At 63.7% G+C, this 24,502-nt stretch carries 20 protein-coding genes; 11 read left to right on the top strand and 9 right to left on the bottom strand.

What is annotated here, in order from left to right; all coding sequences use genetic code 11:
• Positions 1-105 precede the first annotated feature (105 nt).
• Both MRBLPB4O_RS01785 and rarD read left to right on the top strand, forming a co-directional pair.
• A complete protein-coding gene (locus MRBLPB4O_RS01785) occupies positions 106-1,080 on the top strand; it encodes a serine/threonine protein kinase (RefSeq protein ID WP_019470553.1) in 975 nt (324 codons plus the stop codon).
• A 64-nt stretch (positions 1,081-1,144) separates the two neighbouring features.
• Positions 1,145-2,032, top strand: a complete 888-nt coding sequence (gene rarD, locus MRBLPB4O_RS01780; protein ID WP_016497665.1) for an EamA family transporter RarD — start codon at positions 1,145-1,147, stop codon at positions 2,030-2,032.
• A 334-nt stretch (positions 2,033-2,366) separates the two neighbouring features.
• Here rarD and MRBLPB4O_RS01775 read toward each other — a convergent pair whose 3' ends face one another.
• Positions 2,367-2,885, bottom strand: a complete 519-nt coding sequence (locus MRBLPB4O_RS01775) for an ACT domain-containing protein (RefSeq protein WP_341797370.1) — start codon at positions 2,883-2,885, stop codon at positions 2,367-2,369.
• A gap of 449 nt (positions 2,886-3,334) precedes the next feature.
• Here MRBLPB4O_RS01775 and MRBLPB4O_RS01770 point away from each other — a divergent pair, with 449 nt between their 5' ends.
• Entirely contained in the window at positions 3,335-5,512 is a 2,178-nt protein-coding gene (locus MRBLPB4O_RS01770; RefSeq protein ID WP_341797369.1) for a malate synthase G, read from the top strand.
• Positions 5,513-5,632: 120 nt separating this feature from the next.
• Here MRBLPB4O_RS01770 and MRBLPB4O_RS01765 read toward each other — a convergent pair whose 3' ends face one another.
• Positions 5,633-6,172 (bottom strand): response regulator, encoded by a 540-nt coding sequence (locus MRBLPB4O_RS01765; protein WP_341797368.1) that lies wholly within the window; start codon positions 6,170-6,172, stop codon positions 5,633-5,635.
• 116 nt (positions 6,173-6,288) lie between these two features.
• Here MRBLPB4O_RS01765 and MRBLPB4O_RS01760 point away from each other — a divergent pair, with 116 nt between their 5' ends.
• The 8 genes from MRBLPB4O_RS01760 to MRBLPB4O_RS01725 all read left to right on the top strand — a co-directional run bounded on the left by MRBLPB4O_RS01760 (position 6,289) and on the right by MRBLPB4O_RS01725 (position 17,327).
• A complete protein-coding gene (locus tag MRBLPB4O_RS01760; RefSeq protein WP_341797367.1) occupies positions 6,289-8,226 on the top strand; it encodes a DUF294 nucleotidyltransferase-like domain-containing protein in 1,938 nt (645 codons plus the stop codon).
• Positions 8,223-8,933: a 3'-5' exonuclease gene (locus MRBLPB4O_RS01755; protein WP_341797366.1), complete on the top strand. Its 711-nt coding sequence runs from the start codon at positions 8,223-8,225 to the stop codon at positions 8,931-8,933. The genes MRBLPB4O_RS01760 and MRBLPB4O_RS01755 overlap by 4 nt, the downstream gene beginning before the upstream one ends.
• Positions 8,934-9,063: 130 nt before the next feature.
• Positions 9,064-9,582 carry an RNA polymerase sigma factor gene (locus MRBLPB4O_RS01750; protein WP_341797365.1) on the top strand — a complete coding sequence of 173 codons (519 nt, stop codon included), beginning with the start codon at positions 9,064-9,066 and terminating at the stop codon, positions 9,580-9,582.
• Entirely contained in the window at positions 9,579-10,535 is a 957-nt protein-coding gene (locus tag MRBLPB4O_RS01745) for a FecR family protein (RefSeq protein ID WP_341797364.1), read from the top strand. The genes MRBLPB4O_RS01750 and MRBLPB4O_RS01745 overlap by 4 nt, the downstream gene beginning before the upstream one ends.
• A gap of 158 nt (positions 10,536-10,693) precedes the next feature.
• The gene (locus MRBLPB4O_RS01740; protein ID WP_341797363.1) at positions 10,694-13,126 is read left to right on the top strand and encodes a TonB-dependent siderophore receptor; all 2,433 of its coding nucleotides are present in this window, start codon (positions 10,694-10,696) and stop codon (positions 13,124-13,126) included.
• A gap of 55 nt (positions 13,127-13,181) precedes the next feature.
• On the top strand, positions 13,182-14,294 hold the full coding sequence (locus tag MRBLPB4O_RS01735; protein WP_341797362.1) for a PepSY-associated TM helix domain-containing protein: 1,113 nt from the start codon (positions 13,182-13,184) through the stop codon (positions 14,292-14,294).
• Positions 14,291-14,476, top strand: coding sequence for a hypothetical protein (locus MRBLPB4O_RS01730; protein ID WP_016497655.1), 186 nt, complete (start codon positions 14,291-14,293; stop codon positions 14,474-14,476). Before MRBLPB4O_RS01735 ends, MRBLPB4O_RS01730 begins: the two co-directional genes overlap by 4 nt.
• Positions 14,477-14,543: 67 nt before the next feature.
• Positions 14,544-17,327, top strand: coding sequence for a DUF6543 domain-containing protein (locus tag MRBLPB4O_RS01725; RefSeq protein ID WP_341797361.1), 2,784 nt, complete (start codon positions 14,544-14,546; stop codon positions 17,325-17,327).
• Positions 17,328-17,345: 18 nt separating this feature from the next.
• Here the strand turns inward: MRBLPB4O_RS01725 and MRBLPB4O_RS01720 are convergent, their stop codons facing one another.
• Genes MRBLPB4O_RS01720 through waaF form a run of 7 tightly spaced genes read right to left on the bottom strand, consistent with a single transcriptional unit; the run spans position 17,346 to position 24,306 of the window.
• Positions 17,346-18,788 carry a lipopolysaccharide kinase InaA family protein gene (locus tag MRBLPB4O_RS01720; protein WP_341797360.1) on the bottom strand — a complete coding sequence of 481 codons (1,443 nt, stop codon included), beginning with the start codon at positions 18,786-18,788 and terminating at the stop codon, positions 17,346-17,348.
• Positions 18,788-19,540 carry a lipopolysaccharide kinase InaA family protein gene (locus tag MRBLPB4O_RS01715; protein ID WP_049272914.1) on the bottom strand — a complete coding sequence of 251 codons (753 nt, stop codon included), beginning with the start codon at positions 19,538-19,540 and terminating at the stop codon, positions 18,788-18,790. Before MRBLPB4O_RS01715 ends, MRBLPB4O_RS01720 begins: the two co-directional genes overlap by 1 nt.
• Complete coding sequence (locus tag MRBLPB4O_RS01710; RefSeq protein ID WP_016497651.1) at positions 19,537-20,271, bottom strand: lipopolysaccharide kinase InaA family protein; 735 nt, start codon at positions 20,269-20,271, stop codon at positions 19,537-19,539. Before MRBLPB4O_RS01710 ends, MRBLPB4O_RS01715 begins: the two co-directional genes overlap by 4 nt.
• Positions 20,271-21,077, bottom strand: coding sequence for a lipopolysaccharide core heptose(I) kinase RfaP (rfaP, locus tag MRBLPB4O_RS01705; protein ID WP_341797359.1), 807 nt, complete (start codon positions 21,075-21,077; stop codon positions 20,271-20,273). The genes MRBLPB4O_RS01710 and rfaP overlap by 1 nt, the downstream gene beginning before the upstream one ends.
• The gene (locus tag MRBLPB4O_RS01700; RefSeq protein ID WP_016497649.1) at positions 21,074-22,198 is read right to left on the bottom strand and encodes a glycosyltransferase family 4 protein; all 1,125 of its coding nucleotides are present in this window, start codon (positions 22,196-22,198) and stop codon (positions 21,074-21,076) included. Before MRBLPB4O_RS01700 ends, rfaP begins: the two co-directional genes overlap by 4 nt.
• Positions 22,198-23,256: a lipopolysaccharide heptosyltransferase I gene (gene waaC / locus MRBLPB4O_RS01695; protein ID WP_016497648.1), complete on the bottom strand. Its 1,059-nt coding sequence runs from the start codon at positions 23,254-23,256 to the stop codon at positions 22,198-22,200. The genes MRBLPB4O_RS01700 and waaC overlap by 1 nt, the downstream gene beginning before the upstream one ends.
• On the bottom strand, positions 23,257-24,306 hold the full coding sequence (waaF, locus tag MRBLPB4O_RS01690) for a lipopolysaccharide heptosyltransferase II (protein WP_016497647.1): 1,050 nt from the start codon (positions 24,304-24,306) through the stop codon (positions 23,257-23,259). It abuts the gene before it with no gap.
• Between the last annotated feature and the right edge of the window lie 196 nt (positions 24,307-24,502).

The raw sequence follows: 24,502 nt of genomic DNA, 5'->3' as shown, positions 1-24,502 counted from the left end.
CCTGAAACGTGCGCTGTACCTGTGGGAGCGGGCATGCCCGCGAAGAGGCCGGTACAGGCATAACGCGTTACCATGGCCCCACGCTGCTTACCCTCCGGAGTCACCATGTCCCACCCCTTCGACACCCTCACCCCCGACCTGGTCCTGGACGCAGTGGAAAGCATCGGCTTTCTCAGCGACGCCCGGGTGCTGGCACTGAACAGCTACGAGAACCGCGTCTATCAGGTGGGCATCGAAGACGCGCAGCCGCTGATCGCCAAGTTCTACCGCCCAGGCCGCTGGAGCGATGCGGCGATCCTCGAAGAACACAGCTTCACCGCCGAACTCGCCGACTGCGAGGTGCCGGTGGTTGCGCCGATGCAGCACGACGGCCGCACCTTGTTCGAGCATCAAGGCTTCCGTTTCACTCTGTTCCCGCGCCGCGGCGGCCACGCTCCGGAGCCGGGCAACCTCGACCAGCTCTACCGCCTTGGCCAGTTGCTCGGCCGCCTGCATGCCGTGGGCGCCACCAAACCATTCGAGCACCGTGAGGCCCTGGCTGTGGACAACTTCGGCCACGCCTCGCTGAACACCCTGCTGGACGGTGGTTTTGTCCCTCGCGAACTGTTGCCCGCCTTCGAGTCCGTGGCCCGCGACCTGCTAAAACGTGTCGAGGATATCTACGCCCGCACTCCGCACCAGCTGATCCGCCTGCACGGCGACCTGCACCCCGGCAACCTGATGCACCGTGACGAGGTGTACCACGTGGTCGACCTCGACGACTGCCGTATGGGCCCGGCGGTGCAAGACCTGTGGATGATGCTGGCCGGCAGCCGCGAGGAGCGCCTGGGGCAACTGGCCGAGCTGATCGACGGCTACAACGAGTTCCACGACTTCGACCCGCGCGAACTGGCCCTGATCGAGCCCCTGCGCGCCCTGCGCCAGCTTCACTACAGCGCGTGGCTGGCACGGCGCTGGAGCGACCCGGCGTTCCCGCCCAGCTTCCCGTGGTTCGGCCAACCCCGCTACTGGGGGGACCAGATTCTCGCCTTGCGCGAACAAATGGCCGCGCTGGATGAAGCACCGCTGAAATTGTTCTAGAAGCATGCCTACGTCTGTCTACAATAGGCGTCGCTTTATTTAGCTACCTAAGCAAGGATTCTGCATGCACGCCGCAAACCCGCGTCGCGGGTACATCCTGGGCCTGAGCGCCTACATCATCTGGGGCCTGTTCCCCATCTATTTCAAGGCAATCCAGAACGTCCCGGCGGTCGAGATCATTGTCCACCGGGTGCTCTGGTCGGCGCTGTTCGGCTCGCTGCTGCTACTGGTGTGGAAACACCCGGGCTGGTGGCGCGAACTGCGCGACAACCCGCGCCGGCTGGGCATCCTGGCGCTGAGCGGAGCATTGATTGCGGGTAACTGGCTGACCTATGTTTGGTCGGTAAACAACGGCCGCATGCTCGAAGCCAGCCTGGGTTACTACATCAACCCGCTGATCAATGTGGTACTGGGCATGCTGATTCTTGGCGAGCGCCTGCGCCGCCTGCAATGGCTGGCGGTGGGCATGGCCGCCGTAGGCGTAGCCCAGCAGGTGTGGCAGGTAGGCAGCCTGCCTTGGGTGTCGCTGGTGCTGGCGCTGAGCTTCGGCTTCTACGGGCTGATTCGCAAACAGGCGCCAGTGGCGGCATTGCCGGGCCTGGTGGTGGAAACCTGGATGCTGGTGCCGCTGGCCCTTGGCTGGCTGCTACTGCACCCGGCGGCGATGAGTGCCCAGGGGGCGTTTTACACCAGCAGCGAAGCACTGTGGTTGATGGCGGCCGGGCCGGTGACGCTGATACCGCTGGTGTGCTTCAACGCTGCGGCCCGGCACCTGCCATATACCACCCTGGGCTTCCTGCAGTACCTGGCGCCGACGCTGGTATTGCTGCAGGCAGTGCTGTTGTTCGATGAGCATTTGTCGTCGAGCACATTGGTGGCGTTCATGTTCATCTGGGCGGGTTTGGCGATCTACAGCGTCGATGCGTGGATGAATTTGCGCAAGCGCAGCTGATCAAAAAACGATCAAAACTCTGCAGGCCATGCGGTTCGAGGCCTGCAGCGACATCTCCAAAGGTTATCCACACCCTCGTCCCCGTGCTTTGTGCACAAGCTGCTGATTATTGGGTGTTTTTTGATCAAAACTGCGCAGGGCACAGAGGGCCTGGGGTGGAGAGGTACACCCCCAGGTTATCCACAGGGCCTTCCCCGTGATATCGGGATAACCGCAAGGGGCTGCGATGCAGCCCGTTCGCAGCACAAGGCTGCTCCTACAGGAGTTATGCAATTCCCTGTAGGAGCAGCCTTGTGCTGCGAATGCGCCGCAAAGCGGCCCCGGCGATCCCGAATCAATCCTCCGCCCGCAACTGCAACTCCACCATCAAATCGTCCGCCAGGCTCTCCAGCTTCTGCTGCAGTTCATCCAGCGAAAGGGTCAACGGCAGCGCCAGCAATGCATCGGCATGAAACAGCGCCTCGCTGCTCATCGGTGCCGGCCGCACCTCAGTGGTAAACCGCTCAAGGTTCACCCCAAGATCCGCCAGCAACCGGGTAATGTCCCGCACGATCCCCGGCCGGTCATTCCCCACCAGTTCCATGGCAATCGGCTTCCAGGTACACGACGGCTCGATGCCGCTCTCGGCAATCAGCACGCGAATGTCATACCGGGCCAGCCCCTGCAACGATGCCACCAGTTCAGCGTAATTCTCAGCCGGCACCGCCACCCGCAAGATGCCGGCAAACTGCCCGGCCATACGCGACATGCGGCTTTCCAGCCAGTTGCCACTGTGGTCGGCGATGCACTGGGCAATGCGTTCGACCTGGCCGGCCTTGTCAGGGGCGATAACAGTCAGTACAAGATGATCCACAAGCCCTTCCTCGTGTCGGACCGCGCCCGGCGGCAGAAAATCGGGGGATCGAGTCAGTATAGGCAAGGCGCGGCAACCTGCCGCAGGGCGTCCTGCACAACGAATCGTGTACTGTTTCAAGATTTATCTGGAACAATCCACCTGTTTTTTGCGAACATACCCACTCCCAGCGTGACCATACGCGACCAACGGGTCGCATAACGGCGCTTTTAGTCTGATTTTGCCCCGCCTACTGCTTAATGTAGTATCCCGTGGCGCGGACTACAAAACGTCGTTTGGATGTCTGCCAAGGCGCCTGTGAAAATACGCACACTGCCTGCCGGCATGTCTGGCAAGCCGCACCCAGCCGCGCCCGGTACAACCCGGGGGCACGCACTGGTGCCGTGTTTAGAGAAGCGCTACAGGCTTAATACAGAAGAGCGAAATAGCTGAGCAGAGTGAGGCAAGCAATGACTGGATACGTTCAAGTCGGTGGCCTTCAGGTCGCCAAGGTCCTGTACGACTTCGTGAACAACGAAGCCATCCCCGGGACCGGCATCGTCGCCGAGCAGTTCTGGGCGGGTGCAGAGAAGATCATCAATGACCTCGCTCCAAAGAACAAAGCCCTGCTCGCCAAGCGCGACGAGCTGCAAGCCAAGATCGACGCCTACCATCAGGCACGCAAAGGCCAGGCCCACGACGCCGTCGCCTATAAAGCATTCCTCCAGGAAATCGGCTACCTGCTGCCACAAGCCGACGATTTCCAGGCCACCACCCAGAACGTGGACGAAGAAATCGCCCACATGGCCGGCCCGCAGCTGGTGGTGCCGGTAATGAATGCCCGCTTCGCCCTGAACGCCGCCAATGCACGCTGGGGTTCGCTGTATGACGCCCTGTACGGCACCGACGCCATCAGCGATGAAGGCGGCGCCGAAAAAGGCCAGGGTTACAACAAGGTCCGTGGCGACAAGGTCATCGCCTTCGCCCGCGCCTTCCTCGACGAAGCTGCGCCACTGGCTGCCGGCTCGCACGTCGACTCCACCGGCTACCGCATCGAAGGCGGCAAGCTGGTTGTTGCCCTGAAAGGCGGCAGCAACAGCGGCCTGCGTGACGATGCCCAGCTCATCGGCTTCCACGGTGACGCCGCCGCACCAACCGCCGTGCTGCTCAAGCACAACGGCCTGCACTTCGAAATCCAGGTCGATGCCAACACCCCGGTTGGCAGCACCGACGCCGCCAGCGTGAAAGACATCCTGATGGAATCGGCACTGACCACCATCATGGACTGCGAAGACTCGGTTGCCGCCGTCGACGCTGACGACAAGGTTATCGTCTACCGCAACTGGCTGGGCCTGATGAAAGGCGACTTGGCCGAAAGCGTGAGCAAGGGTGGCAAAACCTTCACCCGCACCATGAACCCGGACCGCGAGTACGCCGCGCCCAATGGCGGCAGCGTCACCCTGCATGGCCGTTCGCTGCTGTTCGTACGCAACGTTGGCCACCTGATGACCAACCCGGCGATCCTCGATGCCCAGGGCAACGAAATCCCCGAAGGTATCCAGGACGGCCTGTTCACCAACCTGATCGCCCTGCACAACCTCAACGGCAACACCAGCCGCAAGAACACCCGCACCGGCAGCGTGTACATCGTCAAGCCGAAGATGCATGGCCCGGAAGAAGTCGCTTTCGCCGCCGAAATCTTCAGCCAGGTCGAAGACCTGCTGGGCATGCCACGCAACACCGTCAAGGTCGGCATCATGGACGAGGAGCGCCGTACCACGGTCAACCTCAAGTCCTGCATCAAGGCTGCCGCCGAGCGCGTAGCGTTCATCAACACCGGTTTCCTCGACCGCACTGGCGATGAAATCCACACCTCGATGGAAGCCGGCGCCGTGGTGCGCAAAGGCGCCATGAAAAACGAGAAGTGGATCGGCGCCTACGAGAACAACAACGTCGACGTTGGCCTGGCCACCGGCCTGCAAGGCCGTGCGCAAATCGGCAAAGGCATGTGGGCCATGCCCGACCTGATGGCTGCCATGCTCGAGCAGAAGATCGCCCACCCGCTGGCCGGTGCCAACACCGCCTGGGTGCCGTCGCCGACTGCCGCCACCCTGCACGCCCTGCACTACCACAAGGTGGACGTGCAGGCGCGCCAGCGTGAGCTGGCTTCGCGTACCCCGGCGTCGGTGGACGACATCCTCGCCATCCCGCTGGCCGCCGACACGAACTGGTCGGACGAAGAAATCCGCAACGAGCTGGACAACAACGCTCAGGGCATCCTCGGCTACGTGGTGCGCTGGATCGACCAGGGTGTGGGTTGCTCGAAGGTGCCGGACATCAACAACGTCGGCCTGATGGAAGACCGTGCCACCCTGCGCATTTCTGCCCAGTTGCTGGCCAACTGGCTGCGCCATGGCGTGGTCAGCCAGGATCAGGTGCTGGAAAGCCTCAAGCGCATGGCCGTGGTGGTGGACCAGCAGAACGCCGGTGACGCCCTGTACCGCCCGATGGCGCCGAACTTCGACGACAACGTCGCGTTCCAGGCGGCTGTAGAGTTGGTGGTGGAAGGTGGCAAGCAGCCGAACGGCTACACCGAGCCGGTGCTGCACCGCCGTCGCCGCGAGTTCAAGGCGCGTAACGGGTTGTAAACCGCAAGGGGCCGCTTTGCGGCCCATTCGCGGCACAAGGCCGCTCCTACAGGGGAACGCATAACCCTTGTAGGAGCGGCCTTGTGCCGCGAATGGGCTGCAAAGCAGCCCCTTTGTGCATCACTCTATTTTCAATTCCTTCTTCACCAGTTCCAGCAGCTTGCCCAGGTCCACCGGCTTGAGCAGGAAATCCACCACCCCCAGGTGCATCACGTCCACCGCCTCTTCTACATCGGTGTCGCCCGACACCACGATGATCGACAACGCTGCGCGCTCCGACTCACGAATCGTGCGGATCAAATCCAGGCCATCCTCTGGCTGCATGCGTAAATCCGTGATCATCAAACTGATCCGCTGCTGATAATGCAGGTACAACCTGGCTTCCTCCGCCCCGTCCGCCCCCACCGCATCGATGCCCCGGCTTTTCAGGTACAGGATCAGCGCCTCACGGTTGACCGCGTTGTCATCCACCACCAGCACCAACGGCCTAGGTGCCACAGGCGCACTTACCACGGCCAAGGCCTCACGCTCGGCGTCGCTCAGGATGTCGGTGTGCTCAGGCATGCTCATCTCGTCAAAAAAATTCCGCTTCAGCCTTAGGACCACATTACTCGCGTAACCCGTTTCGCCTTTCGTCGGGTCTTTGACAGGGGCGTTCATAGACTTACGTCCAATGGGCACCACCCCGCCGCAAGCCGACCATGGAGGCAGAGAACAACAAGGCCGGCACCTATATATAGATATATATAGTTCGGCGTAGCGATACGGTCAGTTTCATGAGCAAAAAGGACGCCTACAGCCAGGCGGGCAGGACAGCAGTACTGCAGAACATTCAAGGCACCCTGCAGTTCCTGCAGCGCTTTCCGCCGTTCAACCAGATGGAGCACAGCCACCTGGCCTACCTGGTCGAGCAGTGCCAGCTGCGCTTCTATGCCTGCGGCGAAAGCATCGTCAAACCTGCCGACGGGCCGGTCGAGCACTTCTACATCGTCAAGCAGGGCCGCGTGGTTGGCGAGCGCCAGCACCTGGTCAAGCCTGGGGTGGAAACCACCTTCGAAATCACCAGTGGCGAGTGCTTCCCGCTGGCCGCCCTGCTGGGCGAGCGAGCCACCCGCACCGAGCACCTGGCCGGTGAAGATACCTTCTGCCTGCAGTTGAACAAGGCCGCGTTCATCCGCGTGTTCTCGATGTCTGAAGTGTTTCGGGATTTTGCCCTGCGCGGGGTCAGCAGCCTGCTCGACCAGGTCAACCAGCAGGTGCGACAGCGCGCTGTGGAAACCCTCGGCACCCAGTATTCGCTGAACACGCCCTTGGGTGAGCTGGCCATGCGTCACCCGGTGGTGTGCACGGCACAAACCCCGCTGCGCGAAGCCGTGCGGCTGATGCACGAGCAGCAGGTCGGCAGCATCGTGGTGGTCGACGCGCAGCGCTACCCCACCGGCATCTTCACCCTGCGCGACCTGCGCCAGGTGGTGGCCTCGGCGGATGCCGACCTGGGCGCGCCCATCGAGCGGCACATGACGGTCAAACCCTTCTACCTCAGCCCTCAGGCCAGCGCCTTCGACGCGGCCATGGCCATGACCGAGCGGCATATCGCCCACGTGTGCCTGGTGGAAAACCGGCGCTTGTGCGGGGTGGTTTCCGAGCGTGACCTGTTCTCGCTGCAACGGGTCGACCTGGTGCACCTGGCGCGCACCATCCGCCATGCGCCTCGGCTGGACACCCTGGTCTCGCTGCGCGGGGAAATCAGCCAGCTTGTGGAGCGCATGCTGGCCCATGGCGCATCGTCCACGCAGATCACCCAGATCATCACCCTGCTCAACGACCACACCGTGTGCCGGGTAATCGAGCTGGCGCTGGCCGAGCGCGGCGACCCGGGCGTGCCGTTCAGCTGGTTGTGCTTTGGCAGCGAAGGGCGCCGCGAGCAGACCCTGCACACCGACCAGGACAACGGCATCCTCTTCGAGGCGGCCGACAGCGCTGAAGCCGACGCCATCCGTGCCCGCCTGCTGCCGCTGGCGCAGTACATCAACCAGTGCCTGGCCCAGTGCGGCTTTACCCTGTGCAAGGGCAACGTCATGGCCGGCAACCCTGACCTGTGCCTGTCGCGCAGCGAGTGGGCACGGCGCTTTGCCGGCTTTGTTCGTGAAGCCAGCCCGGAGAACCTGCTGGGTTCGAGCATCTACTTCGACCTGCGCGTGGTGTGGGGCGATGAGCAAGGTTGCGAACAACTGCGCCAACGCCTGTTGGACCAAGTGGCCGACAACCGCATCTTCCAGCGCATGCTGGCCGAAAACGCCTTGCGCCAGCGCCCGCCGGTGGGCCGCCTGCGCGAGTTCGTGCTGACCCGCCAGGGCAATGACAAGGCCGCCACCCTCGACCTCAAGGTTCAGGGCCTGACGCCCTTCGTCGACGGTGCCCGGCTATTGGCGTTGGCCAATGGCGTCGGTGCGTGCAACACCCTGGAGCGGCTGCGCCAGCTGGTGGCCAAGGGCGTGATCGAGCCACTGGATGGCGCGGCCTATGAAGAGGCTTACCACTTCATCCAGCAAACCCGCATGCAGCAGCACCAGCGCCAGGCTCGCGACAACCTGCCTTACTCCAACCGCCTCGACCCGGACAGCCTCAACCACCTGGACCGGCGCATCCTGCGCGAGGCGCTGCGCCAGGCCCAGCGCCTGCAAAGCAGCCTGGCCCTGCGGTACCAGCTATGAGCCTGTTCACCTGGCTGCGCCCCAGCGCGCCCGAACTGGACCCCGCCACACGCCAGCGCCTGAGCCGGTTACCCAAGCCCACGCCGCTGGGGGTATGCACCCTGCGTGAACAGCGCTGGGTGGTGCTGGACCTCGAAACCAGCGGGCTCAACCCCAACCGGGACCAGGTATTGTCGATTGGCGCAGTGGCCATCGAAGACGGCGCCATCGATTTTGCCCAGCAGTTCGAACGCACCCTGCACAGGCCTTTGCAGAAGACCAACGCCAGCGTGCTGATTCATGGCCTGGGCCCTGGCGCCCTGGCCGCCGGTTGCGACCCGGCCGAGGCCCTGCTCGACTTGCTCGATTTCATTGGCAACAGCCCGGTGCTGGCGTTTCATGCGCCCTTCGACCAGCGCATGCTGGCCCGTGCGCTGAAGGAGAGCCTTGGGCATCGTCTGCAGTCACTGTTCCTCGACGTTGCCGAACTGGCGCCGATGCTAAACCCCGACACGGTGCTGCGCGAGGCCGGGCTGGATGACTGGGTGGCGCGGTTTGGTTTGCAGGTTGAAGAGCGCCACCATGCCAGTGCCGATGCCCAAGTGACCGCAGAGCTGGCGCTGATCCTGTTGAGCCAGGCCCGGCGCCAGCAGCTGGACAGCCCATTGCAGCTGGAGCAGCGGTTGCGTGGGTGGCGGCGGCGCAAAGCACAGAGTCATGGCCTGTAGCTTTGCATTGGGCCATCAGCCTTTTCCATGGTGGCAATCCGATAAGCGTCCATTGCACCCACCCCCTCCCCTCTGCAACAATCGCGAATAATTATCGTTAGTTAATGCATTCGTTCCGGGGGGACGCTGCTTGTTTTCAGCACAGAGCCCACACGCCGATCTGGTCGGTGCGCTGTACCGCGACCACCGCGGCTGGCTGCTCGCCTGGCTGCAACGCAGCATGGCCTGCCGCCAACGTGCCGAAGATCTGAGCCAGGACACCTTCGTGCGCCTGCTCGGCCGTGAGCAGCTGGACACGCCCCGCGAACCCCGTGCGTTTCTGGCCGCCGTGGCCAAAGGGCTGATGTTCGACCACTTTCGCCGCGCCGCGCTGGAACAGGCCTATTTGGCCGAGCTGGCGCTGATCCCGGAAGCCGAACAACCTTCCCCGGAAGTGCAGTTGCTGATCCTCGAAGACCTCAAGGCCATCGACCGGCTGCTCGGCAAGCTATCGAGCAAGGCCCGCGCGGCATTCCTGCACAACCGCCTGGACGGCATGGGCCATGGCGAAATCGCCGAGCGCCTGGGTGTGTCGGTGTCGCGGGTGCGCCAGTACATCGCCCAAGGCATGCGCCAGTGCTATGTGGCCCTGTACGGGGAACCGACGTGAGCAATGCACCGGTTTCGTCCCAGGTACTGGAAGCCGCCATCGCCTGGAAACTCAGCCTCGGCGACGCCAGCGGCACGCCCGATGAACGCAACGAATTCATGCGCTGGCATGCCGCCAGCGAAGAACACGCGCGTGCCTGGCGCCAGCTCGGCGCCATGGACCAGCGCGTCAGTGCGGCAGCCGGGCCGGCACGTCAGGCCTTGCTGCAATCACGCGCCGGTTTGCGTCGACGCATCGGCAAAGTGGGCGGCGGGCTGGCCGGCATGTTCCTGCTCGGCTCGCTGCTGGCCTGGGTCGGCGCACCGTCGCTGGCCCCAAGCTACTGGCTGGCCGACCAGCGTACCGCTACCGGCGAGCTGCGTACCCTGCGTCTGGAAGACGGCACACTGCTGAGCCTGAACACCCACACCGCCGTAGACATCGACTACGCCGGCGAGCAGCGGGTAATCGTGCTGCATCAGGGCGAGATCTCGGTTGAAACCGGCCACCAGGACCCGCGCCCGCTGCTGGTACGCACCGACGATGGCCGCCTGCGGCCTTTAGGCACGCGCTTTTTGGTGCGCCGCGAAGCCGACGGTACCCGCCTGGAAGTACTGCAAGCCTCGGTTGCAGCCATGCCGCACAACAGTGGCGACGAGCATGTGCTGCGCGAAGGCCAGCAGGTACTGATGAACGCCAACGGCCTCGGCCAGGTCGGCGCAGTACCGGTCGGGGCCGATGCCTGGACCCGCGGCATGCTGGTGGTGGACAACGTGCGGCTGGGCGACTTGCTGGCCGCACTGGGCAAGTACCGCAGCGGCCACCTCGGGGTAGCCGAGCAGGTCGCCGATTTGCGCGTGACTGGCAGCTTCCCGCTGACCAACACCGACTTGGCGCTGGAGTCGCTGGTGCCGGCCTTGCCGGTGAAAATCGAGCGGCATACCCAGTGGTGGGTCAACGTCGTTCCCAAGTAGACCTGTAACGGCCTCTTCGCGGGTGAACCCGCGAAGAGGCCAGTGCAGGCAAATACACATACCAAATAATTCTCAATATTTTTCAGATTTCCCCTGTCACTTTTCAATTCTCGCTCGGCAAGGAAGCAGCAAGCACTTACCCGTCGAGGAACCGCCGCATGTCCCGTGCCGTTGATCGTATCCTGCGCCCCAGCCTGATGGCCCTGGCCATCGGCCTGGCCGCCCCGCTGGCAAGCTCCGTCTTGTTCGCCGCCGAGCTATCCACGCCGCGCGCCTACAACCTGCCCAGCGCGCCGCTAGCCACCACCCTCAACCAGATCGCCAGCCAGGCCGGCATTGCCCTGGCCATCGACCCGGCACTGGTAAGCGGCCGCACCTCGGCCCCGGTAAGCGGCCAGTACGACGGCCTCGGCGCCCTGCAAGCGGCCCTGCGTGGTACCGGCCTGCAGTTGCAACAGAGCAGCGTGGGTAGCTACAGCCTGGTGGCCGTGCCGGACGGCACCCTGGCGCTACCGGAAACCACCGTGGACGCCGCCAGCGTTTCTGAAAGTGCCTGGGGCCCGGTAGAGGGTTACCTGGCCAAGCGCACCGCCGCTGGCACCAAGACCGACACCGCGCTGGTGGAGGCCCCCCGTTCCATCTCCATCGCCACCCGCGAGCAGATGAAAGACCGCGGTGTGCACAGCCTGGATGACGCCGTGCGCTACATGCCCGGCATCGTGTCGGCCAGCTTCGGCAGCGACACGCGCTATGACTGGATGCGCGTTCGCGGCTTCGAGCCCACCCAGTTCCTCGATGGCCTGCCGCTGCCACGCGGCGTGTACGCCAACCCGAAAGCCGAAACCTGGAACCTCGACCGCCTCGCCCTGCTGCGTGGCCCGGCCTCCTCGATCTATGGCCAAACCCCGCCCGGCGGCCTGCTGGACATGGTCAGCCGTCGCCCGCAAGCCGAAAGCGAGCACGAGATCGAACTGCAGTACGGCAGCGACAACCATCGCCAGATCAACTTTGCCAGCACTGGCAAGATCGACGATGAAGGCCGCTTCCTGTACGGCGTCAGCGGTGTGATCCGCGACGGCGGCACGCAGATCGACCACATCGACGACAAGCGCTACAACATCGCCCCGAGCCTGACCTGGAACATTGACGAAGACACCACGCTGACCTTCCTCACCCAGTTCACCCGCGACGATACCGGCGCCACCAGCCAGTTCCGGCCAATCCAGGGCACCAAGATCGACATGCCGTTCGGCAAGATCTCGCACCACAAGAACCTGGGTGACCCGGACTACGAATTCTACGACCGTACCTACTACGCCCTGGGCTACGCCTTCGAACACCGCATCAACGACGTGTGGCAGTTCCGTCAGAATTTGCGTTACACCAAGACAGACCTGGCGTTCCAGACCATCACACCAGGCAGCTACTACCAGCCCGGCGGCCCGGTGAAAGACGATGGCACGGTAAGCCGCATGTCCACCAACACTGACGAAGACATCAGCCAGTTCGCCGTGGACAACAACTTCCAGGCAGATTTCGCCACCGGTGACATCACCCACACCCTGCTGCTCGGCCTGGACCACCAGCGCATCAACACCAATTACCTGTCGATCTTCGGCTTCAACGTGCCGGACAGCAACGTCAACAACCCGGTCTACGGGGTGCCGATCACCCGCCCGGACCGCTCCACGGCGTTCTACGACTACAACCAGAAATCCCGCCAGACCGGCTTGTACGTTCAGGACCAGATGGCGCTGGGCAATTGGCGCCTGACCTTGGGCGGTCGTGAGGACTGGGTACATACCGGTACCAGGTATCTCAACCAGGGTGATGCCACCAATACCCAGCGCGACAAGAAGTTCAGCGGCAACGCGGCTCTCAGCTACGTGTTCGATTCGGGCTTCGTGCCGTACCTCTCGTATGCCGAGTCCTTCCAACCTGCCAGCAATGCCAGCGCCTCTGCGACCGAGTCGTTCAAGCCGACCGAGGGCCAGCAGTGGGAGTTGGGCGTCAAGTACCAGCCACCGGGCTCCAACACGCTGCTGTCGGCAGCTGTGTATGACCTGACCCAGAAGAACGTCTCGGTCACCAACAACGTGGGTGGCGTAACCGTCACCAGCCAGAGCGGCGAAGTGAAAGTCCACGGCCTTGAGCTTGAAGCAGTTTCCGACGTTACCGAAAACCTGAAAGTGATTGCCGCTTACACCTTGGCCAAATCTGAAGTGCAGGACGGCCTCTACAAAGGTAACCGCCTGCAATTGATGCCTAACCAGCAAGCCTCGGTATGGAGTGACTACACCTGGCACGCCGGCGTGCTCGACGGCTTCGGCATCGGCCTGGGCGCGCGCTATACCGGCAATACCTACGGTGACCAGGGCAATACCTACCTGGGCAAGGCCAAGGCCTACACCGTGTTCGACGCGTCGGTGCATTACGACCTGGGTCGCCTGGACAGCAGCCTGAAGGGCGCGTCGGTGGCGGTCAATGCCACCAACTTGCTGAACAAGGATTACCTCTCTACCTGTGACTCGTACTACTGCTACTACGGCGATGAGCGCAGTGTTGTCGCCAGCGCCACTTACAAGTTCTGAGTGAACGGGGGCCGCTTTGCGGCCCTCGATCCAACAGACAAAAATCGGTACCGTGATGAAAAGCCCAACCATCCGCCGCTGGTCCGTGATCCATACCTGGAGCAGCCTGGTCTGTACCCTGTTCCTGTTGTTGCTGGCACTCACCGGCCTGCCGCTGATCTTCCACCACGAACTCGAACACCTGCTCGGCGACGCCCCCGAACTGCGTGAAATGCCAGCTGGCACCCCGCACCTCGACCTCCAGCAGCTTGTACTGAAAGCCGAACAACACCGCCCCGGCGAGGTGGTGCAGTACTTCGGCTACGAGGAGGACGAACCCAACGGCGTGGTGGCCATCACCGCCGCTACCGCTGGCACCGACCCCAACCTGTCGCACACCTTCATGCTCGACGCCCGCACCGGCGAAGCAGTGGCCATGCCGGCTGCCAATGGCGGCTTCATGATGATCATGCTGCGCCTGCACGTGGACATGTTCGCCGGCCTGCCTGGCAAGCTGCTGCTGGCCTTCATGGGCGTGCTGTTCATCGTCGCGATTGTCTCCGGCACCGTGCTCTATGCGCCGTTCATGCGCCGTCTGGCGTTCGGCACCGTGCGCCACGAAAAGTCCCGCCGCCTGCGCTGGCTCGACCTGCATAACCTGATCGGCGCAGTTACCCTGGCCTGGGCGTTGACCGTGGGCGTGACGGGCGTGATCAGTGCCCTGTCCGACCTGGTCATCGCGGCCTGGCGCAACGACAGCCTGGCAGCGATGGTTGCCCCCTACCGCGACGCGCCGCCGCTCGTCGATCGCGCCCCAGCCACTCGCCTGCTGAAAATTGCCGAACAGGCCGCCCCCGGCATGCGCCCGGACTTCATCGCCTTTCCGGGCACGCGGTTCTCCAGCGAGCACCACTATGCGGTATTCATGAACGGTGCCACACACCTGAGTTCTCACCTGTTCACGCCGGTATTGATCGATGCTCGCACCCTTGCTGTGACTGCCGTAGGCGACCGTCCCTGGTACATGGATGCCATGGGCCTGTCGCAGCCATTGCATTTCGGCGATTACGGCGGGCGACCGATGCAAATCCTCTGGGCTTTGCTGGACGTGCTGACAATCATCGTGCTCGGCAGCGGCCTCTACCTGTGGTGGGGCAAGCAGCGCAAACCCAGGGAGGTGCGCGCATGAGCCACAGGTCGCAATCCACTGCACGCCTCTTCGCCTGGCCGGCGTTGATTGCCATGCTTGGGTTCCTGGGCCTGTTCGCCGCACTGCTTGGCGACGGTGGCTGGGACGTTCTGGCATGGGCCGGCCTGGGCCTGCCGGCCCTGTTGAGCCTGCGCGGGCTGCTCTGGCGTCGCGGGCGCTAGCCCGCTACCGCCACGCAACCGCAGGTATTGCCAAGCATGGGGTTTTCCTCAACCAAGGACCCGCCCCATGCGCCCCCTCGAACAACTGGAACGGATCGACCGACAGATCAGTGACCTGCTCGGCGGCCTTCCGACGATTGACCTTCAGCACCCCATCAACCCCGACACACGCACCTGGTTGCACGGCGAAGTGGCCAGCTTCTGGACCACGGCCGATGAGCAAGGCGAAACCCCAAGACAAAAGCTGCTGGCACTGCGCAAGGCGCTGATGCTGGCCGAGGTTGAATTGCGCCTGGGCGACGAGACCTTGGGCTACCGCTCAGCCGATCAACTATGGGCCTGCCTGCAACAGCCACTACCCTCCCAGCGCAGGCATATGCCCCTGGCCAAAAGGCCACAGGTCTACCGCGTTCTGCTGGAAGGCCTACGGCCCAACTGGCGAAGCTACCTGCCAGGCACACTGATCATCGTTGCCGGCACCGCCGAGGGCCCTATGCTCACACCCGAGGATGCCGCAGGCATGGCCTTGCTGTGCAGCCTCTCACAAGGCATTGAAGCCTTCGAGTCCCTTGCCGCGCTGCACCAGGAGCTTTGCGAACGCCTGGAAGACCCACTCCAGAGCAAACCGCTGCTGCATCTGTACACTGACGCGCAGGCGGACCGCGTGCGGCTGTCACAGCGCCTGCGCTATGACTGGTACGCCGATAGCCTGCTGGAGGCCCAGATCGACAGTGTGATAGAAGCCCAGCGCCAACGCTTGAGTGACACCGGCTTGTGGAGCAGCTCACCCCACCAGCACACCCGAATACATAAAGCCATGGAGCTCTGGCACGAAGTCGGCGCCAAACCCATCCTGCAGACACGTTACTCCCGATTGCTTGAGAAGAACCTGCCGAACTGGCTGCGCAATACATCTGCGCAAGGCCTGAGCCATATGATGCAGGCGATGCAAGAGCTGGTGGCAATCGCCGAGCAGGCTGCCGCCCCGGGAGTGCTGAGCTTCAACGACTTCAAGCAACGCAATAGCCTGCTGGGCTGGGCCAACGCACGCCTTCGCGAGCGACTGCGCCATGACCTGGGGTACGCCGCAGATCCCCGCGATATCAAGATCGTGGTCGTGCGTACCCGCCGCACTGGCGCCGTCATGCATCCCTTCGCCATCTCGTCCTATGTCACCTATGCAGGCATGCGACGCGTGGGCGACGAGATGGTCGAAATGGTCGAGGAAATAAACACCTTCGAAGAGATCGCCCTCAAGAACTTGCCGTGGTTCGATACCGACTACTGGCTTACTGCCCGGGTGATCCATGCCCATGGCAAAGCCATGCCCGCCGGGCTCACGCCGCAGTATGTCAAGCACATGGTCCGGGAACTGAACGTGGGTGACAGTTACGCAGAGTACCTGCGCACCCAACTCATCAGTTCCAGAGCGGGCAAATGGCGCCTCACTGCGCACAGCAAGGTCAACCGTGCACGCATGCACGCTGAAGCAGTCAAGGCGCGCTACGCAGGGCACTTTGGCGAAGACCCTTTCGAACACGGCTACAACTGGGTGCGCGCAGTGCTGGACCAACCACACAATGCCTTGCGTGCGCCGGTAGCAGGCTACCCGGTCACTGTCCGGCAGCTGAACATCATGGGCCATACCCTGCAGGGCGTACTTCTGCTCAACAGCATCACCTACAAGTCTCCGGCATGTGTGCTGTACACCCCGGATGCCCCGGACCGCAGGGCCTGGCGGCGTTTCCGAACAACCCGCGAACTGCTTCGCACATTGCGCCAACAGCCCGCATTGAGAGCATACGTAGCCCAGCGCCTGCCATTGCTACCTGCCGTCACGGTGCAGCGGCTGCTGGACAAGGGGCGCATGAGCACGCATTTGACGACACCTGAGATCAAGGACGATCTTTTCTTCGTTTACTACATGGCCGAAGCCCGGGCGCTGATCGCTCAGGCCGATGCCGACAGCATGACGACCAGGGAAGTGAACGTGGAATCGGTCATAGCGCTGAGCTGGCGCTTACTGGACTTCATCAGCCTGCTGCTGCCGAACCGTCCGCTGCTGGTGCTGTCGATCGGCCGCATGGCAATCGATATCTGGGACGGCGCCGAGGCTTTCAAGCAAGAGGATGTCGAAGGGGTGATGCGGCATGCGTATCAGGCGCTTAGCCACCTCAACGATGCGGGTACCAGTTTTCTGGGTTCCAGAGTGCTACGCCGATCCCTGCGCGGGATCCCCAAACAACCGCCACTGCCGCTACCCGCACGCCACGAGGTACAACCGGCCAGCAGCAGCCTGCGCTATCGCATCGACGGTATCTACGGTGAAGGTGTATACGAGCAAAGCTCGGTGTTTGGCGGGCAATCGCTGTACTTCGTCAAGGACAACGACAACCGCTATTACCAGGTCAGCTTCGATGGCTACCGCTGGCGGGCCATCGACCCTGGCCAGCCAGACGCCTACCTGCAGCAGCCGCTCAAGCGCAAGGCCGACGGGCAGTGGGTCATCGACTCACCGGTACTCTGGTACGACGGGCTGCCCGACCTTAAGCAGTTACTGCAAGACTGCTACCTGCAGGTGCCTGTGGCTGGCCTGCCACTGAACATCGAACAAGGGCTTTTCGAGGCTGACGATCAGTTGTACCTGGGGCTCGAGAACGGGCAGTTGCCGGTGCGCCGCCACCTGCTGCCGGATCATTACCACTTGCAGATGGCTAGCCCCGACAACGCCGGGGTGGTGCCGTGGGCGGTGATGCGTCACGAAAACGGCCAGTGGCTGATACGCGTTCGCCAGGCAGGGCGCAGCAGTGACTGGCTGACACTGCCAGACCAACCACCACCAGCCCAATAAAAGCCCGAACTGGCGGCCTTACTCGACCAGTTTTGGCAAAAGTCGGTCCAGTCGCTGATGCAAGGCACTGCCACTCGGCCAGTTGCGCAGCAGCCGTGCCCGGTCGCGGGCATAGGCCGGGGCGAAGCTGAGCTGGGTGGCGTGCTGGCACATGGCATCAAGGTCGATCAGCGACCACTGGCCGTTGTGCCAGAACAGGTTATGGCCTTTGAAGTCACCGTGGCTGATACGCTCGCGAATCAGCTGCTGCATCACATGGACCAAGGCATCCACTTGCTCCTCGGGTGCATCGCCACTTTCGACGTAGGGCGCGAAGCATGCCGTCAGGTCCGGGCCGTCGACATACTCGGTGACCAGATAGGCACGGCTACGCAGGCCCAGCACCCGCTGTTCCAGCACCGCGAGAGGGCGAGGCGTGGCGATGCCGAGGAATTCCAGGCGGTGGCCTTCGATCCACGAATGCCAGGCCCGGCTCGGGCGCCAGAAGCGCTTGAACCAGTGCGCGGTGTTCTTGATGTTGTAGCGCTTGAGCACCAGCTTGCGACCGTTCACCTCGATACGCGCCACGCTGGCGGCGCCACCGGTCTTGTACAGGTGGCCCTTGTCGATCAGCGCATCGGCCTGCTCCAGCACCGGCTGCATGGCGTCGACTTCGCTGCGGCGGATCGCCTGCAAGCCCGAGAGGCTGCGCTGGACGCTGAACAGGCTGCACTCGCGGCCCGCTTTGTCCAGGTAGTCCTTCTGCCGCCAGTTGCGCACCTTGTCCACCTGCTTTTGCAGGGCTTCCAGGGGCAACGCATGCTCGGCGTTGGCCAGCAGATAGTGCACCAGCAGCTCTTCGATGAACGGTTCCAGGCGCTTGGGCAGCTGGGCGAAGAACACCCCGAGGTTTTCCAGCACGCGCGGGCGCGACAGCTGCTGGCCAGGCGTTTCGGCCTTGATACCAGCGCCGTCGATCAGGTACAGCTTGCCGCCATGGCGCAGCAGGTTGTCCAGGTGCAGGTCTTCCTGCCAAAGGCCCTGGGCGTGCATGTGCGCGACAGCCGTCAGTGCTTCACCCAATACCAGATGTTGCTCGTCAGCCAGCACCGGCAGGTTTTCCACCGCCGCCCAGGCATCGGCCAGGCTTTCGGCGCCGTCGAGGAATTCGAACAGCAGCCAGCCGCCCTCGCCTTCCTTGAGGCCATCGGCCAACAGTTTTGGCGTGGTCAGGCCTTGCTCGGCCAGCAGCTTCACACCTTGCAGTTCGCGCTGGAAATGCCGGGCGGCGTTACCGCCCACCAGCAGCTTGGCCAGCACCTGGGTCCCGCGCCACACTCCGGCGCCAACATAGCGCTGGCCCGGCAACACGCGCAGCAGGCTGAGCAGTTGCAACTCGGCGCTGCCGGCGGCATCCGCCAGGGTGATGCTCAGGGGCAACGACGGGCTGCGCCCGGCATCTTTCAGTTCGGACAAACGCATCAGCGGGCCTCTTTTTCACGACGGCGTTGCGTCAGGCGTTGCAACCAGTTGTTGACCAGCGTGCTGTCAGCCGGCTGCGCCAGGTAGGTCGCCAGCATTGTGCGCACATCGGCCTCGCTCCAGGCCGGGGCGCGGCGCAGCAGCGGCTCCAGGTCCTTGAGGCGGTCACGCATGCCGAACAGCAATGGCCGGGTCTTTTCCAGGTCGATCAGTTGCGCGTCCCAGCCTTCACGGCGCTGGCGCAGGAAAATGTGCTTGGGGTAAAAGCAGCCATGCACTTGGCCGGCGCTGTGCAGGGTGCGCGCCAGCTGGCCGCATGCCTTGAGGATGCCATTGCGTTCCGCATCGCCCAGCTGTGGCCACTGGGCCAGCAGGCTGTCGAGGTCGGCCCACTCGTCCAGCGCGCGGGTCATCAGGATGGCCCGGTGCTTGCCGCCCTGCTTGCGCTCGCCATAGAACACCGCCTGCAAGGCCGGAATGTGCAGCTTCTGGTAGCGGCTGATGTTGCGGAATTCGCGGGCGAAGGTGGGCTCGCCAAACGGTCGGTGCAGGGTGCGGGTCAGGTAGTCGCTCTGGCGCTTGAGATAGTAGCCCTTGCCTTCGAGTTCCAGGCGGAACACGCTGCTCCAGCCGCCACGGCCGGTGTTGGGTTCATCCACTGCCTCAAGTTGCAAGGCCCACAGCGCCTCGAAGTCGTCCAGGCCATGGCGTTTGAGCAGCGCGAGGTCCGCGCTGGCCAGGTAATCGGTCATTCCCTTCCCTCGAAAAAGCCCAGCACCTGGCGAATGCGCTTCTTGTCACGCTCATTCAGCCGGTCGCGGCCGCGGTATTGCAGATAGAAACGCAGGCGCTGGGTGGCCGACAGGTGGTATTTGGCCACTTTGTCCAGGCACGCCAGGTCCTTGATCATCCGGTGCCGCCACATGAAGCCGCGCCAGAAGTCGCCTGTGGGGCAGTCGATGAAGAATAGCGTGCCTTGGTCATCGACCAGCAGGTTGCGCCACTTCAGGTCGTTGTGAGCAAAGCGGTGCTCGTGCATGACCCGGGTATGGCGCGCCAGCTGGCGGCTGAGGTGGTCGACCCAGGCGCGGTCGGCCAGGCGCGCATCGTTGCGCTCGGCGAGTGCCGACAGGTCTTCGGTGTTCGGCAGCTCGCGGGTGATCATCGCCCCACGACCAAAGGCCAGGCCCTTGCGCTCCAGCCCCCAGGCCACCACTTCCGCGGTAGGGATGCCCCACTTGGCGAATTGCTTGAGGTTCTGCCATTCGGCCTTGATGCGCGGCCGGCCCAGATAGCGGCGCATGTGCTTGCCGGCGCCGGTGTAGCGCTTGACGTAGTAGTTGACCCCATCACGCTCGATGCGCACCACCTCGCTGAGCGGGTCGCGGGTCAGGCGCTCGCCTTGCAGGGCAAATACCGCATCGAGGCTGCCGAAGTCCGTCGCCAGGTGTTCGTAACCCGGCGCCAGTGTCCAGCCCGCCATCAGAGCGCATCCCCGTAGCGTTGTTTGCGGTCGTAGAGTTTCTGCGCCTTGCGCTCCAGCCAGGCGAGCAACTGGGCTTCGTCCTTCAGCACTTGGCGCAGCGGGCGCTGGAAGTAACCCCGCAGGAAGCGCAGCTTGTCGCGTTGGGTCAGGCCGATGTCCAGCGCCGAGAAGTACAGCGCGGCCAGGTCCTTGTCGCGCCAGCGGCGGCTGATGGTTACACGGGTCTGGGCGCGGTGCAGGTCGATCACCGACAGTTTGAAATCGTCCGCCGTCACCGGGCGGTCGGTGTGCAGCAAGAAATGGCAGATGTAACAGTCGCGGTGGTTGACCCCGGCGCGGTGCATGCCGCCAGTCATCTTCGCCACTTCGGCGATCAGCGCACGCTTCAGGCGCGGCTCTGGCGGCTGCTTGACCCAGTCGATACTGAAGTCTTCCAGGCTGATGGTGGGCGCCAATTCTTCGGTGATGATGAACGAGTGCTGCGTGGCCGGGTTGCTGCCCCGCTCGCCATAGGCGACAGCGGTCATGGTCGGCACACCCACCTCGTGCAGGCGCTGGATAGCCCGCCATTCCTGGCCGGCACCGAGCACCGGCAGCTTGGCGGTGAACAGGTTCTTGAAGATCTCGCCCCAGCCGATGCCGCGGTGGATCTTGACGAAAAAACCCTCGCCAGCCACTACGGTGCGCAGCGTGCGGCGCCCTTCCAGCTCGCGATAAACCTCGCCTTGCAGCGCTTCTACGGCATCGAAGGCATCACGCCCGGCCCACAGGCGCTTGAACGGTTCGGCCAGTATCAGCTTCATACGGTTTTCTGCCCCAGGATCACGTCGGCAGCATGCTGCGGCATGCTGTACAGATCGGCGGTTTCAGCAAACGCCAGGCCGTTGCGCGACCAGCTGGCGCGGGCCTGCGGGTCTTCGAGCATGCGTTGCAGGTAACCGTTGAGCTGGTCCTGTTCGAACGGTTCGTCCAGCACCAGGCCGCAGTCGGCCTCGGCAATGTAGTGGGCGTAACCGCACACTTTGGACACCAGTACTGGCAGGCCGGCCACCAGCGCTTCAAGCAGCACGGTGCCGGTGTTCTCGTTGTACGCCGGGTGAATCAGCACGTCGGCACCCAGCAGGAAGCGCGGGATGTCGCTGCGGCCCTTGAGGAACTGCACTTGGTCGCCCAGCCCCAGGGTGGCGCTTTGCAGCTGGAACACCTTGGGGTCGTCCTGGCCGATCACCATCAGCTTCGTGCGTTTGCGCAGAGCCGATGGCAGCGCGGCCAGCGCCTTGAGGCTACGGTCCACACCCTTGGTCTTGAAGCCCGAGCCAATCTGTACCAGCAACAGGTCGTCATCGCCCAGGTTGAATTCCTTGCGGAACTCGGCGCGGATCTCGGCAGCGTTGGCCGGCGCACGGCGATCCTGGGAAATGCCCGGCGGCAGCAGGTGGAAGCGCTCCACCGGGGTGCCGTAATGCTTGATGAACAGCGGCTGCTGCACCTCGGAAATCATCAACACTTCGGTGTGGGCGTCCTTGGCGAACACCGCACGCTCGTACTCGGCAAAGTGCCGGTAGCGGCCCCAGCGGCGGTACAGGCCGCCACGCAGGGTTTGCGCCTTGTCTTCGAAGCAGCCGTCGGCGGCGTAGTACACGTCCAGCCCCGGCATCTTGTTGAAGCCGATCAGGCGGTCGACCGGGCGCTTGGCCAGGTCGGCGGCCATCCAGGCGCTGAGCTTCTCGTTGCGACGGTGGTTGAAAATCGCCTTCACCGGCGCCACCAGCACTTCGAAGCCCGGCGGAATGTCACCCTCCCAGATCAGCGTGTACACACGGATCTGGTGGCCCCGCTTCTGGCATTCCAGGGCAATGCGCATGAAATCGCGCTGCAGCCCGCCAAAGGGGAAATATTTGTAAAGCACGAAAGCCAGTTGCATCAACGGACATCCTCAGCCAGCAGCAACGCGCTCAAGCGGCCCGCCACATGCTCGGGATTCAGGCGAGTGAAGCACAGCGGCCACTCGCGTTTCAGATCGAACCGGCGCAGGTCGTCGGCGCTCGGTTTATAGGTGCACTTCTTCTGCAGGCAGGGAGCGCAAGGCCAGTCACTGGCTTGGTGAATCTGGGTCCGTCCGTAGGCACCCGTCAGGCCCGGGTTGGTCGGGCCGAACAGCGAAATGGTCGGCACATCGAGTGCCGCTGCCAGATGGCCAAGGCCGGTATCGACTGCCACACAGGCTTTTGCCGCCGCCAATACACGTGCAACGCCGGCAAGGTTCAATTTGGGGAGTACCTGGCAGTTGTTCAAGCCCTGGGCAATGCGCTCGGCCCGTGCCTTCTCGGCAGGGTTGCCCCATGGCAGGCGCACTTCCAGCTTGCGCCGGCCCATGCGCTCGGCCAGTTCGCGCCAGTAGGCTTCGGGCCAGTGCTTGGTCGCCCAGGTGGTGCCATGCAAGAACACCACGTAAGGCGCGGCGGGCGGCAATTGCAGGCGCTCCAGGTCCAGCCCGTAGTCGCCAATGCCTTCTGGCAAGTCGTAGGCCAGGGCCATGGCGAACAGCTGGCGCACCCGCTCCACCGCGTGCTGGCCGGTGGCAACCGACAGGCGCCGGTCATAGAAGCGGCTGGCCCAGCCTTCACGGGCCGAATAGCGGTCCAGGCCGGCGACCGGGGCCTTCACGTAGCGGGTCAGCCAAGCCGACTTGACCAGGCCCTGGGCGTCAATCACCAGGTCGTACTTGCGCTCGCGCACACGCTGCTTGAACGCCTTCCACTCGCCGCTCTTGAGGGTTTGCCAAAGGTTCTTGCGCCAGCGGCGAATGGCCACCGGGATAACCTGGTCGACCGCAGGGTGCCAGCTGGGGATTTCGGCGAAGCCTTCCTCCACTACCCAGTCGAAACGAATGCCCGGGATGGCGTGGGCGGCATCGGTGAGCGCCGGCAGGGTGTGGATCACATCACCCAGCGACGAGGTCTTGATGATCAGTACCCGCACTTAGTCGACCTCAGCCACGGTATCGATCAGGTCCGGCCCGCTCAGGCTGTGCAGGGCGGCGATGACTTTGCCCGGTTCCAGCAGGCGCAGGCAGTTGTAGTGGCCGAAACGGCAGGTACGGTCGAAGCATGGGCTGCACTCGATACCGGTACGCACCACCTCTACCTGGTCGGCCAGCGGCGGGGTGAAGCCGGGCGACGTCGAGCCGTACACCGCCACCAGCGGGCGGTTAAGCGCGGCGGCCACGTGCATCAGGCCGGAGTCGTTGGACACCACGGCATGCGCACAGGACATCAGGTCGATGGCCTCGGCCAGCGAGGTTTCACCGGCGAGGTTGGACGATTCTTCACGCAAACCCGGGATCAGCCGGTCGCGGATCTGCTCACCGACCGGGTGGTCGTTCTTCGAGCCGAACAGCCATACCTGCCAGCCCTGGCGGACCATCGCGTCGGCCACCGCAGCGTAATGCTCGACCGGCCAACGCTTGGCCTCCCCGAACTCGGCGCCAGGGCACAGCGCCAGCACCGGGCGGTCCAGCTCCAGGCCGAACTTGGCCAGTGCAGCATCGCGGCTTTGCGCTTCGATCTGCAGGCTGGGGCGCGGGTACGGCTGCGGCAGCTCGGCGCCGGGCGCGTAGGCCAAGGCCATGAAGCGCTCGATCATCAGCGGGTAGCGGGCCTTGTCCAGCTTGCGCACATCGTTCAGCAGGCCGAAGCGCAGTTCACCGCGCCAGCCAGTACGCTTGGGGATGCCAGCGAAGAACGGCACCAACGCCGACTTCAGCGAGTTGGGCAGCAAGATGGCCTGGTCGTACTGGCCGGCCAGGGATTTGCCGATGCGCCGCCGCGTAGCCAGCTCCAGTGCGCCGTGGCCGAGCGGGAAGCTCAAGGCCTGACGTACTTCGGGCATACGCTCCAGGATCGGCCGGCTCCACTCGGGGGCCAGCACGTCGATCACGCAGTCGGGGTGCTGCTGTTTCAGGCACTGGAACAAGGTCTGCGCCATCACCATGTCGCCGACCCAGCTGGGGCCAATGATCAGTATTCTCATGCTTAGTCCAGAAACGCTCAGGGAGGCTACAGGCTGCGGTACAGCCTGGCCTCCCCTCTTTATATTCAGGCTATGTGGCGGACAGTGTACCACCGGTGGTGAGGCATGAGCCTTTAGGGCTGCTTTGCAGCCCATTCGCAGCACAAGGCTGCTCCTACAAGGGATCGCGTTCCCCTGTAGGAGCAGCCTTGTGCTG

Origin of the sequence: Pseudomonas sp. LPB4.O (assembly GCF_038383825.1) — a bacterium.
Taxonomy (GTDB): Bacteria; Pseudomonadota; Gammaproteobacteria; order Pseudomonadales; family Pseudomonadaceae; genus Aquipseudomonas; species Aquipseudomonas putida.
This window is presented reverse-complemented; position numbering and strand designations above follow the sequence as displayed.

Coding starts and splice junctions, on each gene's coding strand:
- MRBLPB4O_RS01785 (WP_019470553.1), top strand. CDS start 106: ATGTCCCACCCCTTCGACACCCTCACCCCCGACCTGGTCCTGGACGCA.
- rarD (WP_016497665.1), top strand. CDS start 1,145: ATGCACGCCGCAAACCCGCGTCGCGGGTACATCCTGGGCCTGAGCGCC.
- MRBLPB4O_RS01770 (WP_341797369.1), top strand. CDS start 3,335: ATGACTGGATACGTTCAAGTCGGTGGCCTTCAGGTCGCCAAGGTCCTG.
- MRBLPB4O_RS01765 (WP_341797368.1), bottom strand. CDS start 6,172: ATGAACGCCCCTGTCAAAGACCCGACGAAAGGCGAAACGGGTTACGCG.
- MRBLPB4O_RS01760 (WP_341797367.1), top strand. CDS start 6,289: ATGAGCAAAAAGGACGCCTACAGCCAGGCGGGCAGGACAGCAGTACTG.
- MRBLPB4O_RS01755 (WP_341797366.1), top strand. CDS start 8,223: ATGAGCCTGTTCACCTGGCTGCGCCCCAGCGCGCCCGAACTGGACCCC.
- MRBLPB4O_RS01740 (WP_341797363.1), top strand. CDS start 10,694: ATGTCCCGTGCCGTTGATCGTATCCTGCGCCCCAGCCTGATGGCCCTG.
- MRBLPB4O_RS01735 (WP_341797362.1), top strand. CDS start 13,182: ATGAAAAGCCCAACCATCCGCCGCTGGTCCGTGATCCATACCTGGAGC.
- MRBLPB4O_RS01730 (WP_016497655.1), top strand. CDS start 14,291: ATGAGCCACAGGTCGCAATCCACTGCACGCCTCTTCGCCTGGCCGGCG.
- MRBLPB4O_RS01725 (WP_341797361.1), top strand. CDS start 14,544: ATGCGCCCCCTCGAACAACTGGAACGGATCGACCGACAGATCAGTGAC.
- MRBLPB4O_RS01720 (WP_341797360.1), bottom strand. CDS start 18,788: ATGCGTTTGTCCGAACTGAAAGATGCCGGGCGCAGCCCGTCGTTGCCC.
- MRBLPB4O_RS01715 (WP_049272914.1), bottom strand. CDS start 19,540: ATGACCGATTACCTGGCCAGCGCGGACCTCGCGCTGCTCAAACGCCAT.
- MRBLPB4O_RS01710 (WP_016497651.1), bottom strand. CDS start 20,271: ATGGCGGGCTGGACACTGGCGCCGGGTTACGAACACCTGGCGACGGAC.
- rfaP (WP_341797359.1), bottom strand. CDS start 21,077: ATGAAGCTGATACTGGCCGAACCGTTCAAGCGCCTGTGGGCCGGGCGT.
- MRBLPB4O_RS01700 (WP_016497649.1), bottom strand. CDS start 22,198: ATGCAACTGGCTTTCGTGCTTTACAAATATTTCCCCTTTGGCGGGCTG.
- waaF (WP_016497647.1), bottom strand. CDS start 24,306: ATGAGAATACTGATCATTGGCCCCAGCTGGGTCGGCGACATGGTGATG.